The organism is Paraburkholderia sp. HC6.4b (assembly GCF_014200875.1).
Classification (GTDB): domain Bacteria; phylum Pseudomonadota; class Gammaproteobacteria; order Burkholderiales; family Burkholderiaceae; genus Paraburkholderia; species Paraburkholderia tuberum.
The window spans coordinates 170,894-189,785 of the sequence record NZ_JACHDC010000007.1; the positions used below are offsets into that span (position 1 = coordinate 170,894).

Sequence of the window (18,892 nt, forward strand, 5' to 3'; positions counted from 1 at the left end):
CGCGACCGGTATGACCGTCAGCGACCGGATACCCTGCGCACCGCGAACCAGTACGCCCTCGATGTCCGCGGTCGCCGACGGGCCGCTCATCAGCACCGCGTAGTTGGCCTCGAAGAACTGCGATAAGGAAACGGTGACTAGAATGGGAACTGAAAGAGTCGGTCGACCGCTGGTGCGGAAGGATCGTCGAGGGCCGCTTATTCGCGTTCAATCAAATCCGCGCATCCATAGCGCATTTATATGGGCGGCCGCCGAGATCGCAAAGGACGTAGAAACTACGGTTTCAGGACACCACTCAAAGGAATCGCCGTGCCGTCAGTCGCGTTCGTCGTGTTCGATGGGTTTCACGCCATGTCGCTCGCCGCGCAGCCGGTGTTTTCGTTTGCCAATCGGAAATTCGGTGAATCGTTCTACGAAGTACTCACGCTGTCGGAACATGGCGCGCCGGTCAGACCGATCGGTGGTCCCACGGTGATGACCGAACCCTTCGAAGAGCGAACGTTCGACACGGTCCTTTTCACGGGCGGCGATCCGGGCGCGGCGCGGCCGTCCCATGGGCTGCTCGCCTACGCACGTCACAGCGCGGCGACGGCCCGGCGCGTCGCCGCTATTTGCACGGGCGCCTTCGTGCTGGCCGAAGCGGGCCTTCTCGACGGCAAGCGCGCCACCACGCACTGGGTCTATGCGTCCGCGCTGCGGAAGCATTTTCCGCGCATCCGTGTGGAGGAAGACCGGATTTACGCGGTCGACGGTTCGATCTGGACGTCGGCGGGCATGACGGCGGGAATTGATCTCGCGTTGGCGCTGGTCGAGGCCGATCTGGGGGTGGAGGTTGCGAGATCGGTCGCGCAAACGCTCGTCGTTTCTCATCGACGCGCCGGTGGTCAGTCCCAGCATTCGGCGTTGCTGGAACTCGATGCGAAATCGGATCGCATTCAGTCCGCGCTGACGTACGCGCGGAAGAATCTCGCGCAACCGCTGCTGGTGGAACAACTGGCCGAAGTGGCGCGGCTCAGCCCGCGTCAGTTCAGCCGCGCGTTCCGGGCGGAGACGGGGCAATCGCCCGCCAAGGCCGTCGAGAGACTGCGTCTCGAAGCCGCGCGGCTCATGCTGGAAAGGAGCCGCCATACGGTCGAACAGATCGCCCAGCAGACCGGATTTTCCGACCCGCGCCGCATGCGCGATGCGTTCACTCGAGCGTTTGGACAACCGCCACAGGCGATACGTCGCAATGCGCGCTGGGCCGCGCCGGGATGATGGGGGCGGCCCAGCGCAGTCTTCGATCAGTAGGTCTGGTCGGCAATGACCCGCGCGACCGTTTGCAGCGACTGCTCGAGCGTCGTCAAGCTGACCGAGCCGAGCGCGAGCCGGATCGCGTGCGGTACGTGCGCCGACGCGGCGAACGGATGCGCGGTCGAAACGGCGATCTTCTCGCGCCTCAGGGCCATGGCGATCGCCTGGCGCAACGCGGCGCAGTCGATGCCGAACTCGTCGCCGTCGAAATAGAAGGGCGCAAGGGCAGCATCCAGTTCACGCGCGACGAGCAGCCGCGTCCGGAAACGACCGTGGAAACGCTGGCAAAGCTGCGTCCCGCGTTCCGTCCCGATGGCACGATCACGGCGGGCAATGCGCCCGGCCTGAACAGCGGTGCGGCGGCAATGGTCGTGGCCGAGCGCGGTTATGCCGACGCCAGGGGCATCGAAGCGAGTGCGCGTCTTGCGGCTTTCGGCATCGCCGCCGTCGAGCCCGGCATGTTCGGTCTCGGTCTCGGTCCCGTGCCGGCCGTGCATATCGCGTTGGAGCGAGCGGGCTGGAAGCTCACCGATCATCGCTGTGGCGCAGCATGATTCAATTGACCGTCGCCAACGAAGCGGCATATCTTGAGCATTGCCGACGCTACGCTCTCGACCACCTGGGCCAACAGGTCAGATAGCGAGGTATCGGTTGCATGTCCGCGGCAGGTTCGATCTCATCGCTGCACGCGCGATAACGCGCGAGAAGTCACGCGCCTGCATCGAACAACAGGACAGACCAGGCCCATCTTTTGCGGTCTGCGCGCGCACGTCGTTCTTGATTAAGGTGGAAGATCATCATGTCGAGACAGCCCGGTTGGTCAGTCGTCATCGGTGCAATCACACTTGTGTTTCTCGCGCTCACTTCGCTTTACCTTGTGATCGGCGGAGCATGGCTGATTGCCGTAGGCGGGTCGTGGTACTACCTGATCACGGGCCTGCTGCTCGCAGTAGTGACGTGGTTGCTTTACCGGCGCAAGCCCGCTGCGCTCGTTCTCTATGCGCTCCTGATGATTGCGACGGCGGTCTGGGCACTCTGGGAGTCCGGCACGGACTTCTGGGCATTGGCTCCGCGCTCCGGGGTGCTGGTCATTTTCGGCGTGTGGCTACTGCTGCTCGTGAGCTGGCGGATGGAGGGCGCACGCGGGCTCGGCATTGGTTCGCTCGTCGTTGCATTGGCTGTCTGGGCGGGCGTGCTCATCTACGCGAACTTCAACGATCCGCAAACGGTCAACGGGAGCTTCAGTGCGGCATCGGCGGCCCCCGCAGAGACCGGTGATAGCGCCGCCGACTGGCCGGCCTACGCGCGCACCCAGGCCGGTACCCGCTATTCCCCGCTGACTCAAATCACGCCTGCAAACGTCAAGGACTTACAGGTCGCGTGGACCTTCCGGACCGGGGATAGCAAAGGCCCCAACGACCCCGTCGAGATTACGGACGAAGTCACGCCGATCAAGATCGGCGAGACCTTGTTTCTATGCTCGCCGCATCAGATCCTATGGGCGTTGGATGCGCGGACCGGCAAGTTGAAATGGAAATTCGATCCGCAACTGAAGGCCGATCCGTCGTTCCAGCACGTGACCTGCCGTGGTGTGGCTTATGTCGATCTTTCCGCGGCCGGTCCCGTGCCGACGGCTGATCAGCCCTCGGGCGCATCGGCCGCCGCGCCGGAGCAGCAGGCAGCGTCGGCCGCGGCGCCCGCTCAGCAACCAGCGTCTGCGCCCGCTGCGACTGCCGCGACCGCCGGGGCCTGCATGCGCCGCATCTATCTGCCCGTCAACGATGGCCACCTGTATGCGCTCGACGCGGAGACAGGGGCGCTGTGCAAAACCTTTGCCAACGGCGGCGATCTCGATCTCCAGCACAACCAGCCGGTGACGACCCCCGGCATGTATGAGCCGACCTCGCCGCCGGTCATCACGAACGACGTGATCGTCGTCGCGGGCGCGGTCGAGGACAACTATTCGACGCGCGAGCCGTCGGGCGTGATCCGCGGCTTCGATGTGCGTTCCGGCGAACTGCTGTGGGCGTTCGACCCGGGCGCGAAGGACCCGAATCAGAATCCTCCCGCCGGCGGTCACTACACGCTCACGTCCCCGAACTCGTGGGCGCCCGCTGCATACGATCCCAAGCTGGACATCGTCTATCTGCCGATGGGCGTGACCACGCCGGACATCTGGGGCGGCAACCGGACGGCGGAGCAGGAGCGTTTCGCGAGCGGCCTGCTCGCGCTGCACGCGTCGACGGGCAAGCTCGCGTGGTTCTATCAGACGGTCCACCACGACCTGTGGGACATGGACCTGCCATCGCAGCCCACGCTCGCGGACATTACCGACGTCAAGGGCAATACCGTGCCTGTCGTGTATGCGCCGGCCAAAACCGGCAACCTGTTCGTGCTCGACCGGCGCACGGGCGTGCTGGTGGTGCCGGCGCCGGAGCGTCCGGTGCCGCAGGGTGCGGCGCCCGGCGACCATGTTTCGCCTACCCAGCCGTTCTCCGGACTGACCTTCCGGCCATCGAAGGATCTCACCGATGCCGACATGTGGGGCGCCACGATGTACGACCAGCTGGTATGCCGGATCATGTTCCACAAGCTGCGCTATGAAGGCACCTTCACACCTCCATCAGAGCAAGGAACGCTGGTCTTTCCGGGCAATCTCGGCATGTTCGAGTGGGGCGGCATGGCGGTCGACACAGATCGCCAGATTGCGGTCGCCAATCCGATTGCGCTGCCGTTCGTTTCGCGGCTGATTCCGCGTGGCCCGGGCAATCCGATTCAGCCGGTACCGGGCGCGAAAGGTTCGGGGACGGAGACCGGAATTCAGCCGCAATACGGCGTTCCGTTCGGCGTGACACTGAATGCGTTCATGTCGCCGGTCGGTCTTCCTTGCAAGCAACCTGCCTGGGGCTTCATTTCGGCGATCGATCTGAAGACCAACCAGATCGTATGGAAGAAGCGGATCGGAACGGTGCGGGACAGCTCACCGCTTCCGTTGCCGTTCAAGATGGGGATGCCGATGCTCGGCGGCCCGATCATCACGGCGGGCGGCGTGGCGTTCATCGGCGCGACGGCCGACAACTACATTCGCGGCTTCGACGTGAACAACGGCAGGCAGCTCTGGCAGGCGCGTCTGCCCGCCGGCGGGCAGGCAACGCCGATGAGCTATTCGGTCAACGGACGTCAGTTCGTGGTGATTGCGGCAGGCGGTCACGGCTCATTCGGTACGAAGCTCGGCGACTACGTGATTGCCTATGCGTTGCCGCAATAGCAAAGCGGTGAAGCAGGGTGGACGTGCGTGGACAGGACTGCCACGTCCACGCACGGCAATGCGGTCATCTGTTTGACACTGACTTGCGGCGGACGGCGAACTGCTCGCCGCCGGCGGTAGAGAATTGGTTTCATGACATCTCCTGGTTGGGTGGCATCCGATCGATACTTGCGACGCAATCAGACAGCGCTCGTCGGGCTATCCTGCAGAGCTACGCATCTCCTGTTCCCGCTACTTTGAATTCACGTCAGTGCGAGAATCTGTCGGTCACTCCGTGTACTGAGAAACCCAATATGGGCTCCGACCTTGCCGGATAAAACCCAAGGAAAAACATACTTTGCCTGGACGGATTGGCTAAGATGTCGCTGGTTCGCGCGCGCTCCGGATGACGACAAAGCCTTGCCGCATTCCGATGCGCCGCGGCGTCGCGCCGGGAAAACAGAAAACGTTGTCACGCTCCCGCTCGGAGGCCATTCATGACTATTGGCGTATATGCCACGCTGGTTGCGACGTCGCTCGTGCTGCTGCTCGGCGAAAAGCTCGTGCAGTGGATCGGCGTGCTAAGGACCTATTCGATTCCGGCGCCGGTGGCAGGCGGGCTCATCGTCGCGATCTGCGTGCTGATCACGCGCCTCACCACCCACGTGCAGGTCAGGTTCGATTCGACGATGCAGGCGCCGCTGATGCTCGCGTTCTTCTCGACGATCGGTCTGAATGCGCATCTATCGAGTTTGAAGGCGGGCGGCCCGGTGTTGATCCGCTTTCTCGCGCTGGTCTGCGGGCTGCTGATCCTGCAGAACGTGGTCGGCTTGCTGCTCGCGTTCGCCCTCGGCGTCGATCCGCTGCTTGGGATTCTCGGCGGCTCGGTCACGTTGTCGGGCGGCCACGGTACTGGCGCCGCGTGGAGCCAGATCTTTACCGAGCGTCACGGACTGGAGTCGGCGACCGAGATCGCGATCGGCTGCGCGACGTTTGGCCTCGTGATGGGCGGCGTGCTCGGCGGTCCGATCGCACGGCTGCTGATGCGGCGGATCAGCGCCGACGAGTTGCTGCGCGTCAAACAGCTAAAGGACGAAACGCTGGTCTTCGAAGAACCGAAGGCGCAGCAGGCCACCACGCCCGCCGCGATCATCACGACGCTCGCGCTGATCTCGATCTGCCTCGCGGGCGGCGAAATGTTTGCCGACTGGATCGCGGACACCGCGTTCGAATTGCCGACGTTCGTCTGCACGCTGTTCATCGGCGTGATCCTGAGCAACGTGCTCGCGCTCGTGCGTGTGCGGATCGACCAGCACGCGGTCGCGCTTGTCGGCAACGTCGCGCTCGCGCTCTTTCTCTCGATGGCGCTGATGCGGCTCGACCTCTGGGGGCTTGCCGCGCTCGCGGTGCCGATCATCTCGATCCTCGCGGCACAGACGCTGCTGATGGCGCTCTACGCGGTATTCATCACGTTCCCCGCGATGGGCCGCAACTACGACGCGGTCGTCTTGTGCGCGGCGCAATGCGGCCTCGGACTTGGCGCCACGCCGACCGCGATCGCGAACATGCAGGCGATCACGAACCGCTTCGGCCATTCTCATATCGCGTTCCTGATCGTGCCCTTGACGGGCGCGTTTTTCATGGACATCGTCAACGCGATCGTCATCAAACTGTTTCTCGCGCTGCCGTTGTTCCATTGAGCAGCGGTGGCAACGGCACATCAACCCAAGCGGGCAAATACCATGAGCGATCCACGACACATCGCACCCGACAGCACCGCCGCGCGCGTCGCGTTATGGCGTGCGCTGCACGTGCAGGCCGACGCGCCGCCGCACGTGCTCGAAGACGAAGTCGGCTTGCAGTTGCTGGCACCCGCCGAAGACTGGCGCAGCCGTGGCGACATGGATCCGCGATTCACGCGGCCGTTTCGCGCGTCGATCGTCGCGCGCGCACGCTTTATCGAGGATCTGGTCGTCGAGCAGACCGGGCGCGGTGTGGATCAATACGTGATTCTGGGCGCCGGTCTCGACAGCTTCGCGCAACGCCGGCCCGACATTGCGTCGCGGCTCACCGTGTTCGAGGTCGACCCGCCGGGACCGCAAACGTGGAAGCGTCAGCGGCTCGGCGAGCTTGGTTTCGGCCTGCCGGACTGGCTGCGTTTCGTGCCGGTCGACTTCGAAGCGGGCGATAGCTGGCGGCAGCGTCTCGTCGCCGAAGGCTTCGACGAAAGCAGGCCGGCCGTCGTCGTGTCGACCGGCGTCAGCATGTATCTGACGAAAGAGGCGAATGCGGCGACGCTGCGCGAAGTGGCCGGGCTGGCGCGCGGCTCGACGTTCGCGATGACGTTCCTGTTGCCGCTGGAGATGGCGGACCCGGACGTGCGCCCCGGACTCGAAATGGCAGAGAAGGGCGCGCGTGCGAGCGGTACACCGTTCATCAGCTTCTTCATGCCGCAGCAGATGATCACCATGGCGCGCGAAGCGGGCTTTGACGACGCGCGGCACGTGTCCGCGGCCGATCTGACGCAGCGCTACTTCGCGGCTCGGACGGATGGGCTGCGACCGCCGGGCAATGCGGAGGAGTTGCTGGTGGCGAACACCTAAGGGCAATGACGCCAACCGAACTTACCAACCCAGCATGTGAGTCGTGAATACGCAATCGCTTTCCCCGCACCGCTATAATCGCGCTCGACCATGGCCTCCGAAGTCTACTCATGAAAAAGATCGCTGCCTTCGCACTCGTCGCATGTGCACTCGCCGCCTGCTCGTCCCCGGAAAAGCAGGCGCAGCGCGCCCAGCAGGAGATCCTTCATAGCGAGCCGAACCTCCGCGCCGCGCAACGCGACGCGGTGATCGACTGCACACCGGCGAATTGCGATGCCGCGTGGGCGGCGACGAAACGCTATATCGAGCAGCATTCCGACACGCACGTGATCCGCGCGGACGCGGTCGCGATCGATACCGACGTGCCCGACGATTCGGGCAAAGCCGCTTTCTCAGCGACCCGCGCGAACAAGAGCACGGGCGGCGCGACGCTGTCGCTGTTCGCGCAGTGCCGCGGCATGTATGGGCCCGACAGCGCGAAGGGCGACGACTATGACGCGTGCGCCGAGAAGATCCTGAAGATTCAGAACGGCTACGTGCCATATCTGCGCTCGCACGCATCGGCGCAATAGGCGGCAAGCTACCGGAACCACCGGGCCCCGAACGCGGCACTCGCGTAGCGATTCGCCGAACCCTCGCCACGATGCGGCGGGAGGCGCTATGCTGATGCGTCTTCGCCTCGCGGAACCTTCTCATGCAAGCTCCTGGCGCAACCGTACCGATCTCGCTCGTCAACGGGTTCCTCGGCAGCGTCGGGACGCGGCCGGATATCGTCGACCGGCATCTGTCGGGCGCGAACATTCCGCGCGCGCTTCTGGACCAGCCTGGAGCGCGCGTCACCGAGGAACAGTTCTCCACGCTCTACCGCTCGCTCGCGATCGAACTCGACGATGAGATGCCCGGCGTTTTCTCGCGCCCGCTGCGCAGCGGCGCGCTGAAGTTTCTTTGCCTGAGCCTGCTGGATGCGCCGAATCTCGAATCCGCGATGCACCGGTTCGGCCAGTTCTTCCATCTCGTGCTGGACGACTTCCGCTTCGAGTCGCGCCGCGGCGACCTCGTCGCGAGCCTGGCGCTGCGTCCGGGAAGCACGGGAGCGCAACCCAGCATGCTGGGCCAGGAGCTGATGCTGAAGCTTGCGCATGGGATCGCGTCCTGGCTGATCGGTCAACGGATTGCGTTGTTGCAGGTGCAGTTCGCCTTTCCCCGTCCCGCTCACGCGCTCGAGTATCTTTATCTGTTTCCCGGACCGGCGAAGTTCGACTGCAATCAGACCTCGATGCAGTTCAGCAGCAGCTATTTCGACCTGCCCGTGCGTCAGCGCAAGGCGAACCTGCGCAGGTTTCTCGCTCGCGCGCCGGAAGACTGGATCTTCGTTTCGTTCAACGAGCAGTTGTTCAGTCATCGCGTGCGGGAACATCTCGCGTCCCGGCTGCCCGACGTCCCGTCCATCGAAGAGGCGGCGGAAGGCCTGCACTGCTCGGTCAGAACGCTGTGCCGTCATCTTGCCGCCGAAGGCACGGCGTTCCAGATGCTCAAGGACGAATTGCGCCGCGACATCGCGATCCAGCGCCTGACGGGCACGCGCGAGCCCATCGCCATCATCGCGGGCGACGTCGGCTTCGGCGACCCCACCGCATTCCACAGAGCGTTCCGTCACTGGACCGGCAGCACCCCGGCGGCCTATCGCCGGGGTGGCTGATCGCGTCATATCGATGCGTCGGCAACACCCGCCGACGCAGTTCCCACGGGGCGCTTACTCCCTCCGACGTGGCCAGAGATGTCAATAGATCGTCCGGTTTGGACAACCGGGCAGGGCCTGTCCGACGCTACGATTCAGCCATACGTTACCCCGGCCGCATCGGTGCCAGACGGGTGACTTTCCCTACGGACTATCTGATCGGAAGAATGGTAATGAGCTACGTCGCGCCTCTCAAAGAAATGTTGTTTGCACTCACGGAACTGGCCGGAATCGACCAACTGGCGGGCTTGCCCGGCTGCGAGGACGCAACCGCCGACACCGCTCGTGCGGTGCTCGAAGAGGCCGCGCGGCTGCACGAAGGCGTGCTCGCGCCGCTGAACGTCGACGGCGACCGCAGCCCGAGCACCTGGAAGGACGGCGTGGTGACCGCCACGGCCGGTTTCAAGGACGCGTTTCGCCAGTTCAGCGAAGGCGGCTGGCAGGGTTTGCAACATCCGTCTGAATACGGCGGTCAGGATCTGCCCAAGCTGCTGTCGACGCCCTGCATCGAAATGCTCAACGCCGCCAACCTGTCGCTGGGGCTGTGCCCGCTCCTGACCGACGGCGCGATCGAAGCGCTGCTGACGGCAGGTAGCGAGGAGCTGAAGCAGCGCTACGTGCCGAAGATGATCGCGGGTGTTTGGACCGGCACGATGAATCTGACCGAGCCGCAAGCCGGCTCCGACCTCTCGCTCGTGCGCACCCGCGCCGAGCCGCAGGGCGACGGCTCGTACCGGATCTTCGGCACGAAGATTTTCATCACATGGGGCGAGCACGACATGACGGAAAACATCGTGCATCTGGTGCTCGCACGCACGCCGGGCGCGCCTGAAGGCGTGAGAGGCATTTCACTGTTCGTCGTGCCGAAGATCCTCGTCAACCAAGACGGCTCGCTCGGCGAGCGCAACGACGTGCATTGCGTGTCGATCGAGCACAAGCTCGGCATCAAGGCGAGCCCGACCGCGGTGCTGCAGTTCGGCGATCACGGCGGCGCGATCGGGCAGCTCGTCGGCGAGGAGAACCGCGGTCTGGAGTACATGTTCATCATGATGAACGCCGCGCGCTTCGCCGTGGGGGTACAGGGCGTGGCGATCTCGGATCGCGCGTACCAGCAGGCCGTCGCGTATGCGAAGGAGCGCGTGCAGAGCCGTCCCGTGGATGGCTCCGCGAAGCAGTCGGTCGCCATCATCCAGCATCCCGACGTGCGGCGCATGCTCTCGACGATGCGCGCGCTGACCGAAGGCGCACGCGCTCTGGCCTATGTGTCGGCGTCGCATTGCGATCTCGCGCATCGTCATCCGGATGGCGCGACGCGCGCGAATCATCAGGCGATCTACGAATATCTCGTGCCGATCGTGAAGGGCTGGAGCACGGAGATGTCGCTGGAGGTGACGAGTCTCGGCGTGCAGGTGCACGGCGGCATGGGCTTCATCGAGGAAACCGGCGCCGCGCAGTACTACCGCGATGCGCGCATTCTGCCGATCTACGAAGGCACGACGGCGATCCAGGCCAACGACCTCGTCGGCCGCAAGACCATGCGCGACAACGGCGAGGTGGCCGGGATGCTGCTCGCGCAGATCGACGCGACCCTGGCCGCGGTGCAAGCGCACCCCTCGTATGGTTCGAGCGCGGCTTTTCAGGCGATGCATCGTCATCTGTCCGCCGGCCGCGAGGCGCTGTACAGCGCGGTGCGCTACGTGGTCGAGAACGTCAAAAGCGATCCGAATGCGGTGTTCGCCGGCAGTGTGTCCTATCTGATGCTCGCGGGTATCGTGCTCGCGGGTTGGCAAGTCGCACGGTCGCTCGTGCTGGCGGCCGACAAGCGCGACGAAGATCCGTCCTTCCATGACGCGAAGATCGCGACCGCGCATAGCTTCGCGACGCAGGTGCTGCCTCGTGCAATCGCGCTCGAAGCGGCGGTTCGCGGCGCTCGCGATGGCGAAGGCGCGCTGGCGCTGCGCGAAGACCAGTTCTGATCGATCAACGGACGTAATGTGTCATTCAAAGCGGTAGGGCTCGGCCCTATCGGTGTGGGAAGGAGAGTGTCGTGAGAGTTCTTGTAGCAGTCAAGCGAGTGGTCGACTACAACGTGAAGGTCCGCGTGAAATCGGACGGTACGGGCGTCGATATCGCGAACGTGAAAATGTCGATGAACCCGTTCGACGAAATCGCGGTTGAAGAAGCGGTGCGTCTGAAGGAAGCGGGCGTCGCGACCGAAGTGATCGCCGTGTCGGCCGGTGTGGCGCAGGCGCAGGAAACGCTGCGCACCGCGCTCGCCATCGGCGCGGATCGCGCGATCCTGATCGAATCGAACGAAGACCTGCAGCCGCTCGCCGTCGCGAAGCTGCTCAAGGCGCTCGTCGACAAGGAGCAGCCGCAACTGGTGATCCTCGGCAAGCAGGCCATCGACGACGACTCCAATCAGACCGGCCAGATGCTCGCCGCGCTCGCGAATCTGCCGCAGGCGACGTTCGCGTCGAAGCTTGTCGTGGCGGACGGCAAGGCGACGGTGTCGCGTGAAGTGGACGGCGGCGCGGAAACGCTGTCGCTGACGCTGCCGGCCGTGGTCACGACCGATCTGCGCCTGAACGAGCCGCGCTACGTAACGCTGCCGAACATCATGAAGGCGAAGAAAAAGCCGCTGGAAACGCTCAAGCCCGAAGACCTCGGCGTCGATGTCGCGCCGCGTCTGAAGACGCTGAAAGTCGCCGAGCCGCCGAAGCGCTCGGCCGGTGTGAAGGTGCCGGACGTGAAGACGCTGGTCGAGAAGCTGAAGACCGAAGCAAAGGTGCTGTGAGGAGACCCGAGAAATGACGAACCTGATAATTGCAGAACACGACAATGCGTCGATCAAGGCCGCGACGCTGAACACGATCGCAGCGGCACAGAAGATCGGCGGTGATATTCACGTGCTGGTCGCGGGACATAACGCGCAGGGCGCGGCCGATGCGGCCGCGAAGATCGCGGGTGTCAGCAAGGTGCTGCTCGCCGATGCGCCGCAACTGGCCGCAGGCCTCGCGGAAAACGTCGAAGCGACGGTCCTGACGCTTGTGCAAGATGCGGCGAAGCACTACACGCATATCCTCGCGCCGGCTACCGCCTACGGCAAGAATGTCGCGCCGCGTATCGCCGCGAAGCTCGACGTCGCGCAGATCAGCGACATCACGGCAGTGGATAGCGCCGACACGTTCGAGCGTCCTATCTACGCGGGCAACGCCATCGCGATCGTGCAATCGGCTGATCCGATCAAGGTCATCACCGTGCGCTCGACCGGTTTTGATGCCGTCGCGGCCGAAGGCGGCAGCGCAGCGGTCGAGAGGATCGAAGCGGCAGCCGACGCAGGCCTCGCGCAGTTCGTGAGCCGCGAAGTGACGAAGCTCGATCGTCCGGAACTGACGAGCGCGAAGATCATCGTGTCGGGTGGCCGTGGTCTGGGCAATGGCGAGAACTACACGAAGGTGCTGGAACCGCTGGCCGACAAGCTCGGCGCGGCGCTCGGCGCATCGCGCGCGGCGGTCGACGCGGGCTTCGTGCCGAACGACTATCAGGTCGGCCAGACCGGCAAGATCGTCGCGCCGCAACTGTACGTCGCGGTCGGCATCTCGGGTGCGATCCAGCATCTGGCCGGCATGAAGGACTCGAAGGTCATCATCGCGATCAACAAGGACGAAGAAGCGCCGATCTTCAGCGTGGCCGATTACGGCTTGGTTGGCGATCTGTTCACCCTCGTGCCGGAACTCGAGCAGGCGCTCGGCTAACCGCATCCAGCGGTTAGCGTCCGGCACAACGCGCAGTACGTGCCAGAAGAGAGGGCAAATACGCGCCCAGCAAGCGGAATAATCATGAATGAGCTTAACGGATACGATTTCGAAGACCTGCAACCGGGCATGAGTGCCCGGTTCGCCAAGACCATCACGGAGGCGGACATTCTGCTCTTCGCGGGCGCGTCGGGAGACATCAACGCGGTTCACATCAACGAGGAGTTTGCGCAAACCACACCCTTCAAGGGGCGCATCGCTCACGGCATGTTGACCGCCAGCATCATCTCCGCGGCGATCGCGGGGCGGCTGCCGGGCCCGGGCACGATCTACCTCGGCCAGAACCTGCGCTTCAAGGCGCCGGTTCGACCCGGCGACACCGTGCAGGCCGAAGTGACCGTCAAGGAACTGATTCACGACAAGCGCCGCGTGGTGCTGTCCACCGTTTGCACGGTCGGCGGCAAGGTGGTGATCGAAGGCGACGCCGTGGTCATGCCGACAACCTGCCGCGACCGTGTCGTCGCGGACGCGGCTTGCGCCGTCGGCAAAGCATGATAGCGAGCCCCGCCATGAGAATGCCATTCAGCATGCCACACGAGTTTTCCACGGGCTGGGTCAATGCCGGCTTCGATTTATGGCGTTTTTCGCCGGTCAAGGATGAATACGCGACGACGGTGCCCGACACCGACGGCTCGGACTTCGATTTCAACGGGCCGTTTGCGCGAGGCTCCGTGACCCACACGAGCGCCCACTATCTGCAACAGCAGGCGCAACTGTGGAGCGACGCCGTCGCCGGATTGATCGGCGGGCGCACGGAGTTGAAGGCGGTCGCCGAGCCCGAGCAGGGAGACCGGCGCTTTCACGCCGACGACTGGTCCAGCAACGGCTGGTACAGCCTTCTTAAACAGAGCTATCTGATCAATGCCCGGGCACTCGCGGAGTTCGTCGAGGCGAGCGCGCTCGACGAAAAGGGCAAGCACAAGCTGCGCTTTTTCATGCGCCAGTTCATCGACTTCGCCAGCCCCGCGAATTTCGTCGCGACGAATCCCGAAGTCATCCGGGCGGCGGTGGAATCGGGCGGATCGAGCCTGCTCGCGGGCGTTACGCATCTGCTCGACGATCTGGGCAGCGGCTCGATTTCGATTACGGATCAAAGCGCGTTCGAAGTGGGCCGCAGCGTTGCCACGTCCAGTGGCGCGGTGGTCTATGAGAACGATCTGTTTCAGCTGATCCAGTACGAGCCGCTGACACCGAAGGTCGCCGCGCGGCCGCTCGTGATCGTTCCTCCGTGCATCAACAAGTTCTACATCCTGGATTTGCAGCCGGAGAATTCCTTCGTGCGCTTCGCCTGCGAGCAGGGCCTGACGGTGTTCGTCGTGTCCTGGCGCAACCCGCAGCAGGACATGGCGCAGACCACGTGGGACGCCTACCTCGAGGACGGCGTGATGCAGGCGATCAGCGTCGCGCGTGCGATTAGCCGGTCCGACCAGGTCAATGCATTGGGCTGGTGCGTGGGCGGCACGATGCTGTCGTCGGCGCTGGCGGTCATGCGTGCCAACGGCGACGACTCCGTGGCCAGCCTGACGCTGCTGACGGCGTTGCTCGACTTCACCGACCCGGGCGATCTCGGCGTGTTCATCGACGAGCAGGGCGTGGCGATGCGCGAGCATGCGATCGGTGGCGGTGGGCTCTATCCCGGACGCGAACTCGGCTTCGTCTTCCAGTCGCTGCGTGCCAACGATCTGATCTGGCCGTATGTCGTGAACAATTACCTGAAAGGCAAAACCCCGGCCGCGTTCGATCTGCTGTACTGGAACGCGGACACGACCAATCTGCCCGGTCCGATGTACAGCTTCTATCTGCGCAACATGTACCTCGAAAACAGTCTGCGCGTGCCGAACAAACTGAAGTTCTGCGACACGCCGGTGGATCTCGGCAACATCGATATTCCAAGCTATCTGATGGCGGCCGAGGAAGATCACATCGTGCCGTGGCGGTCCGCCTATCAGTCGACGCAACTACTGGGCGGTCAAACCGAGTTCGTGCTGGGGGCAAGCGGCCATATCGCGGGTGTGATCAATCCGGCCTCGAAGAACAAGCGCAGCTACCGAACCAACGATACCTGCGACGAGAACGCCGACGAGTGGCTCGCAACGTCGGTTCAGCAGCGCGGCAGCTGGTGGAATCACTGGATCGACTGGGTCAAGCAGCATTCCGGCGAGCAGGTCGAGGCACGCACGAAGCTCGGCAATAGGAAGTACAAGGCAATCGAGAGCGCACCGGGCCGCTATGTGAAGCTTCGCGCCGAGTGACCGGATGGCGATAGCGGGTGCGGCAACAACGGGGGGTGATGCTCAGTGCATCACCCTCCGTTTTTTTTGTCTTCACTGCCACCGGCCGTCACTTCGCATGGCTCGCGCGCCAGTCGCGCGGCGTCATGTGGAAGCGCGACACGAACCAGTTCGTGAACGATCCCTGTTGCGCGTAGCCGAGAAGCGCCGAGACCCGTCCGATCGGATAGGTGGGATTGCTCATGTAGCGCACGGCGAGTTCGCCGCGGACTTCCTCGACCTGATCCGAAAAGCTGGTGCCGGCCGAATTCAACTGCCGTTGCATGGTGCGCACGCTCAGATGCAAATAACGTGCAACCAGCTCCGCGTTCGCCTGCTCGAGCGGTAGCAGCAGGTAGATCGCCTTGCGCACTTCCAGCGCGGCCGATTCCGCGGCGCTCACGTTCAGCGGAGAGGCGAGGCTTTCCGCATAGCGCACGAGTTCAGGATCGGCCAGTGGATTCGGGTAGTCGAGATCGGCGCTTGCGCAGACGAACCCGTTGAAGTCGCTGCCGAACACCAGCGGACAGCCGAAGAAGCGTCGATGAAACGTCAGGTCTTTGGGCGCCGGATGCGTGAAGTGGACCTCGCGCGGTTTCCAGAATTTGCCGAGCAGAGCACCGGAGTGCCGCGCGAGGACGCCGAGCGCCAGTTCGATCGCCTGCCTTGTCGGGGTACCCCGTTCGACGACGAGTTCCTCCCGAATGGTGACCGTATTGTCCGCGTCCTCGACGTACACCGCCAGCGCTTCGTTGAGCAGATGGCGGTATTCGGCCGCGGCCAGCAACACTTCGCGCAGCGTGCGTTTGTGCGCGAGCAGGACATTGATCACGCCGCTGCCGAAGGTCTGCCGCGTTTCCGCCATTTGCAGCGCGAGGGTCGGGCACGACGCCTTTTCGGCCGTCATTTCCAGCAGCCGGCAACAGGCGGTGGCCGATACGCGATCGTCCGGATTCGCGAGCGCGCCGGCATCGATGCCGGCCTGTTTCGCGAGCTCGACTGGATTCAGTCCAAGCCGTCGCGTCACTTCGAAATAACCGCTCATGGCTACCGACGTCACCATCGTTTCCATCGTAGTTTCTCCGGACGATTCACACGCTGAGTATTTTTTCTAGTCATTAAACACATGCTTCGCGCAATTATTGGTGTTAACGCGCAGTGGCACGAATCGCTAAAAGGATGGCGTCCAATCATAAAAGTGTAGCGCGCGATTGCCGTATTGTGGGCACATGTCGTTCGATGTGTTCCAGCAAATTTTCATGCGACCTCGCGATAGCGGAACACCGTCACTTCAAAACTGGATGGAGGCAAACAAATGCAATTTCTCGACGATTCGTTGCACCCTGAGAATCAGGACAAGGTAGTCATCACCACCGCCCCTTACGGCCCGGAATGGATGCCGTCGGACTTCCCGGAAGACATCCCCGTGACGATGGACCAGCAGATCCAGAAGGCCGTCGATTGCTACAACGCCGGCGCCACGGTATTGCACCTGCACGTGCGCGAACTGGACGGCAAGGGCTCGAAGCGCCTGTCGAAGTTCAATGAACTGATCGCGGGTGTGCGCGCGGCAGTGCCCGACATGATCATTCAGGTCGGTGGCTCGATCTCGTTTGCACCGGAAGACGACGGACAAGCCGCGAAGTGGCTGTCCGACGACACGCGCCATATGCTGGCCGATCTCGATCCGAAGCCCGATCAGGTGACGGTCGCGATCAACACCACGCAGATGAACATCATGGAGCTGCTCTATCCGGAGTATCTGGCAGGCACCTCGCTTTCCAACCCCGGGTTCATGGCCGCCTATAGTGAAATGACGGTGCCGGCTGGCCCCGCATGGGTCGAGGAACACCTGCGCCGCCTGCAGGCTTCGGGCATCCAGCCGCACTTCCAGCTCACCGGCATTCACGCGCTCGAAACGCTCGAGCGCCTCGTGCGCAAGGGCGTCTACAAGGGCCCGCTGAACCTGACGTGGATCGGTATCGGTGGCGGCTTCGACGGCCCCAATCCATTCAACTTCTTCAACTTCGTGCATCGCGCGCCGGATGGCTGCACGCTCACCGCCGAGTCGCTGCTGAAGAACGTGCTGCCGTTCAACATGATGGCGATGTCGATGGGCCTGCATCCGCGCTGCGGCATCGAGGACACGATCATCGATCAGCACGGCAAGCGCTTCACGTCGGTGCAGCAGATCGAGCAGTGCGTGCGCGTCGCGCGCGAACTGGGACGCGAAATTGCCACTGGTAAAGAAGCGCGCGAGATCTATCGTATTGGTGTGCAGTACGAGACGGTCGAAGAGACGCTGGTCGCCAACGGCATGGCGCCGAACCGCCAGGCCGGTGTCAGGAACCTGCCGCTTCGCGCGGCGTGATCACCAGGAGCCCGGGCCGGCGCATTGGCCGAGGCCGGGCTTCATGGCTAACGCTTCCGGTGCATAGCGGGGAGCAGATAGCTGAATCCATAACAGTCGTCGGCCCATGCGGGCAAGGCGGCCGCCAGGGAGTCAGCGTGGAAGGAGACAAAATATGCTCGTTCAGCATGCAGCCCCCACGACGGGCGAAGTTTCGGCAGCTCAGACGGACGTGCGCGCTTATGCGTGGGTAGTGTTTGCGTTGACGGTCGGATTGCTGCTTTCCGACTATATGTCGCGGCAAGTGTTGAATGCCGTGTTTCCGCCGCTCAAGGCGGCATGGCATCTGTCCGACGCGCAGCTGGGTTCGCTCAGCAGCGTGGTCGCGCTGATGGTCGGTGTGCTCACGTTCCCGCTGTCGGTTCTGGCCGACCGCTGGGGCCGCGTGAAGAGCATCGTGCTGATGGCGGCGATGTGGAGTCTCGCGACGGTGGGCTGCGCGATCTCGGCGAACTATGGGCAGTTGCTGCTGGCGCGTGCCTTTGTCGGAATCGGCGAAGCGGCCTATGGCAGTGTCGGTATCGCAGTTGTTCTGAGCATCTTTCCGGTCCGGCTGCGCTCCACGCTGACCGGCACCTTCATGGCGGGCGGCGCGTTCGGCTCGGTGCTGGGCATGGCGCTCGGCGGCGCGGTGGCGGCTCACCTCGGCTGGCGTTCGGCATTCGGCGCCATGGCGGCGATGGGGGTCGTGCTGGTCGTGATCTACCGCCTCGTCGTCACCGAAAAGCGTCTTGTGCCGCTGCAGCCGGCGAGCGTGACGAGGCAGGCGCAATCGCGCGGCATGTGCATGAGCCTGCGCGCGCTGATGAAGGGGTTGTTTTCGACGAAGTCCGTGGTGTGCGCCTATGTGGGCAGCGGCCTCCATCTGCTGGTTCCTGCCGCTGTGTGGGCATGGATGCCGAGCTTCCTGAATCGCTATTACGGCATGGCCACCGGCAAGGCTGCGATGTGCGCGGCGGTGTTCGTGCTGGTGACCGGGGTGGGCATGGTGGTGTGCGGAAACCTCGCCGACCGGCTCAGCAAGAACATGCGGGAACGCAAGTGGAGCGCCGCAATCGCCTTCTGCCTCGCCTGTTTCGTTCTGCTCGCGATCGGCTTGCGGATGCCCGCGGGGCCATGGCAGCTGGTCGTGATCGGCGCCGGCATGTTCTTCTGCGCCGGTGCGAGCGGCCCGTCGGGTGCGATGGTGGCCAACCTCACGCCGCCGACGATTCACGCCTCGGCGTTTGCGACCCTGACGCTCGCGAACAACCTGCTGGGCCTCGCGCCGGCGGCTGTTCTCACAGGAATCATCGCCGATCGGATCGGACTGCTGGGCGCGTTGCAACTGGTGCCGTTCGCACCGCTCGTCGCGGCCGCCGCATTCATGATCGGCAAACGGAACTACTCGGGCGATCTGGATCGGCTGAACACGCTGCGCGAGCAGGCCGCACGCTGACCTCGCATGGTGCCGCGCGGACGGCGCGGAGCACCGAACCTGTAACTGCGCCGCTGGCGCAACGAATTCTGCAAA

At 63.9% G+C, this 18,892-nt stretch carries 14 protein-coding genes and 2 pseudogenes; 14 read left to right on the forward strand and 2 right to left on the reverse strand.

Annotated features, from left to right (window positions below):
- Positions 1 to 309 precede the first annotated feature (309 nt).
- Positions 310 to 1,257, forward strand: coding sequence for a GlxA family transcriptional regulator (locus tag HDG34_RS13020; protein ID WP_184060572.1), 948 nt, complete (start codon positions 310 to 312; stop codon positions 1,255 to 1,257).
- A 26-nt stretch (positions 1,258 to 1,283) separates the two neighbouring features.
- Here the strand turns inward: HDG34_RS13020 and HDG34_RS13025 are convergent.
- Positions 1,284 to 1,457: pseudogene (locus HDG34_RS13025) on the reverse strand (PLP-dependent aminotransferase family protein); the annotation flags it as partial.
- 9 nt (positions 1,458 to 1,466) lie between these two features.
- Between HDG34_RS13025 and HDG34_RS13030 the strand changes: the two are divergent.
- The 11 genes and pseudogenes from HDG34_RS13030 to phaC form a co-directional block, all read left to right on the forward strand.
- Positions 1,467 to 1,826: pseudogene (locus tag HDG34_RS13030) on the forward strand (acetyl-CoA C-acyltransferase); the annotation flags it as partial.
- A 266-nt stretch (positions 1,827 to 2,092) separates the two neighbouring features.
- Complete coding sequence (locus tag HDG34_RS13035; protein WP_184060574.1) at positions 2,093 to 4,561, forward strand: glucose/quinate/shikimate family membrane-bound PQQ-dependent dehydrogenase; 2,469 nt, start codon at positions 2,093 to 2,095, stop codon at positions 4,559 to 4,561.
- A 476-nt stretch (positions 4,562 to 5,037) separates the two neighbouring features.
- Positions 5,038 to 6,240, forward strand: a complete 1,203-nt coding sequence (gene gltS, locus HDG34_RS13040; protein WP_184060576.1) for a sodium/glutamate symporter — start codon at positions 5,038 to 5,040, stop codon at positions 6,238 to 6,240.
- A gap of 42 nt (positions 6,241 to 6,282) precedes the next feature.
- Positions 6,283 to 7,143 carry a class I SAM-dependent methyltransferase gene (locus HDG34_RS13045; RefSeq protein ID WP_184060578.1) on the forward strand — a complete coding sequence of 287 codons (861 nt, stop codon included), beginning with the start codon at positions 6,283 to 6,285 and terminating at the stop codon, positions 7,141 to 7,143.
- Between the two features lie 110 nt (positions 7,144 to 7,253).
- Positions 7,254 to 7,715: a hypothetical protein gene (locus HDG34_RS13050; protein ID WP_184060580.1), complete on the forward strand. Its 462-nt coding sequence runs from the start codon at positions 7,254 to 7,256 to the stop codon at positions 7,713 to 7,715.
- A gap of 122 nt (positions 7,716 to 7,837) precedes the next feature.
- Positions 7,838 to 8,842 (forward strand): AraC family transcriptional regulator, encoded by a 1,005-nt coding sequence (locus HDG34_RS13055; RefSeq protein WP_184060581.1) that lies wholly within the window; start codon positions 7,838 to 7,840, stop codon positions 8,840 to 8,842.
- A gap of 212 nt (positions 8,843 to 9,054) precedes the next feature.
- On the forward strand, positions 9,055 to 10,857 hold the full coding sequence (locus HDG34_RS13060) for an acyl-CoA dehydrogenase (protein WP_184060583.1): 1,803 nt from the start codon (positions 9,055 to 9,057) through the stop codon (positions 10,855 to 10,857).
- A gap of 71 nt (positions 10,858 to 10,928) precedes the next feature.
- Complete coding sequence (locus HDG34_RS13065; protein WP_184060585.1) at positions 10,929 to 11,678, forward strand: electron transfer flavoprotein subunit beta/FixA family protein; 750 nt, start codon at positions 10,929 to 10,931, stop codon at positions 11,676 to 11,678.
- Positions 11,679 to 11,691: 13 nt separating this feature from the next.
- Positions 11,692 to 12,639 carry an electron transfer flavoprotein subunit alpha/FixB family protein gene (locus HDG34_RS13070; protein WP_184060587.1) on the forward strand — a complete coding sequence of 316 codons (948 nt, stop codon included), beginning with the start codon at positions 11,692 to 11,694 and terminating at the stop codon, positions 12,637 to 12,639.
- Positions 12,640 to 12,723: 84 nt separating this feature from the next.
- A complete protein-coding gene (locus tag HDG34_RS13075; protein ID WP_184060589.1) occupies positions 12,724 to 13,194 on the forward strand; it encodes a MaoC family dehydratase in 471 nt (156 codons plus the stop codon).
- A gap of 14 nt (positions 13,195 to 13,208) precedes the next feature.
- Positions 13,209 to 14,951, forward strand: a complete 1,743-nt coding sequence (gene phaC / locus HDG34_RS13080; protein WP_184060591.1) for a class I poly(R)-hydroxyalkanoic acid synthase — start codon at positions 13,209 to 13,211, stop codon at positions 14,949 to 14,951.
- Positions 14,952 to 15,039: 88 nt separating this feature from the next.
- Here the strand turns inward: phaC and HDG34_RS13085 are convergent, their stop codons facing one another.
- The gene (locus HDG34_RS13085) at positions 15,040 to 16,041 is read right to left on the reverse strand and encodes an AraC family transcriptional regulator (RefSeq protein ID WP_090809453.1); all 1,002 of its coding nucleotides are present in this window, start codon (positions 16,039 to 16,041) and stop codon (positions 15,040 to 15,042) included.
- Between the two features lie 243 nt (positions 16,042 to 16,284).
- Between HDG34_RS13085 and HDG34_RS13090 the strand changes: the two genes are divergently transcribed.
- Together HDG34_RS13090 and HDG34_RS13095 are read left to right on the forward strand one after the other, a co-directional pair.
- A complete protein-coding gene (locus HDG34_RS13090) occupies positions 16,285 to 17,340 on the forward strand; it encodes a 3-keto-5-aminohexanoate cleavage protein (protein WP_184060593.1) in 1,056 nt (351 codons plus the stop codon).
- 154 nt (positions 17,341 to 17,494) lie between these two features.
- Positions 17,495 to 18,817 carry an MFS transporter gene (locus HDG34_RS13095; RefSeq protein ID WP_090809457.1) on the forward strand — a complete coding sequence of 441 codons (1,323 nt, stop codon included), beginning with the start codon at positions 17,495 to 17,497 and terminating at the stop codon, positions 18,815 to 18,817.
- The last annotated feature ends 75 nt before the right edge of the window (positions 18,818 to 18,892 follow it).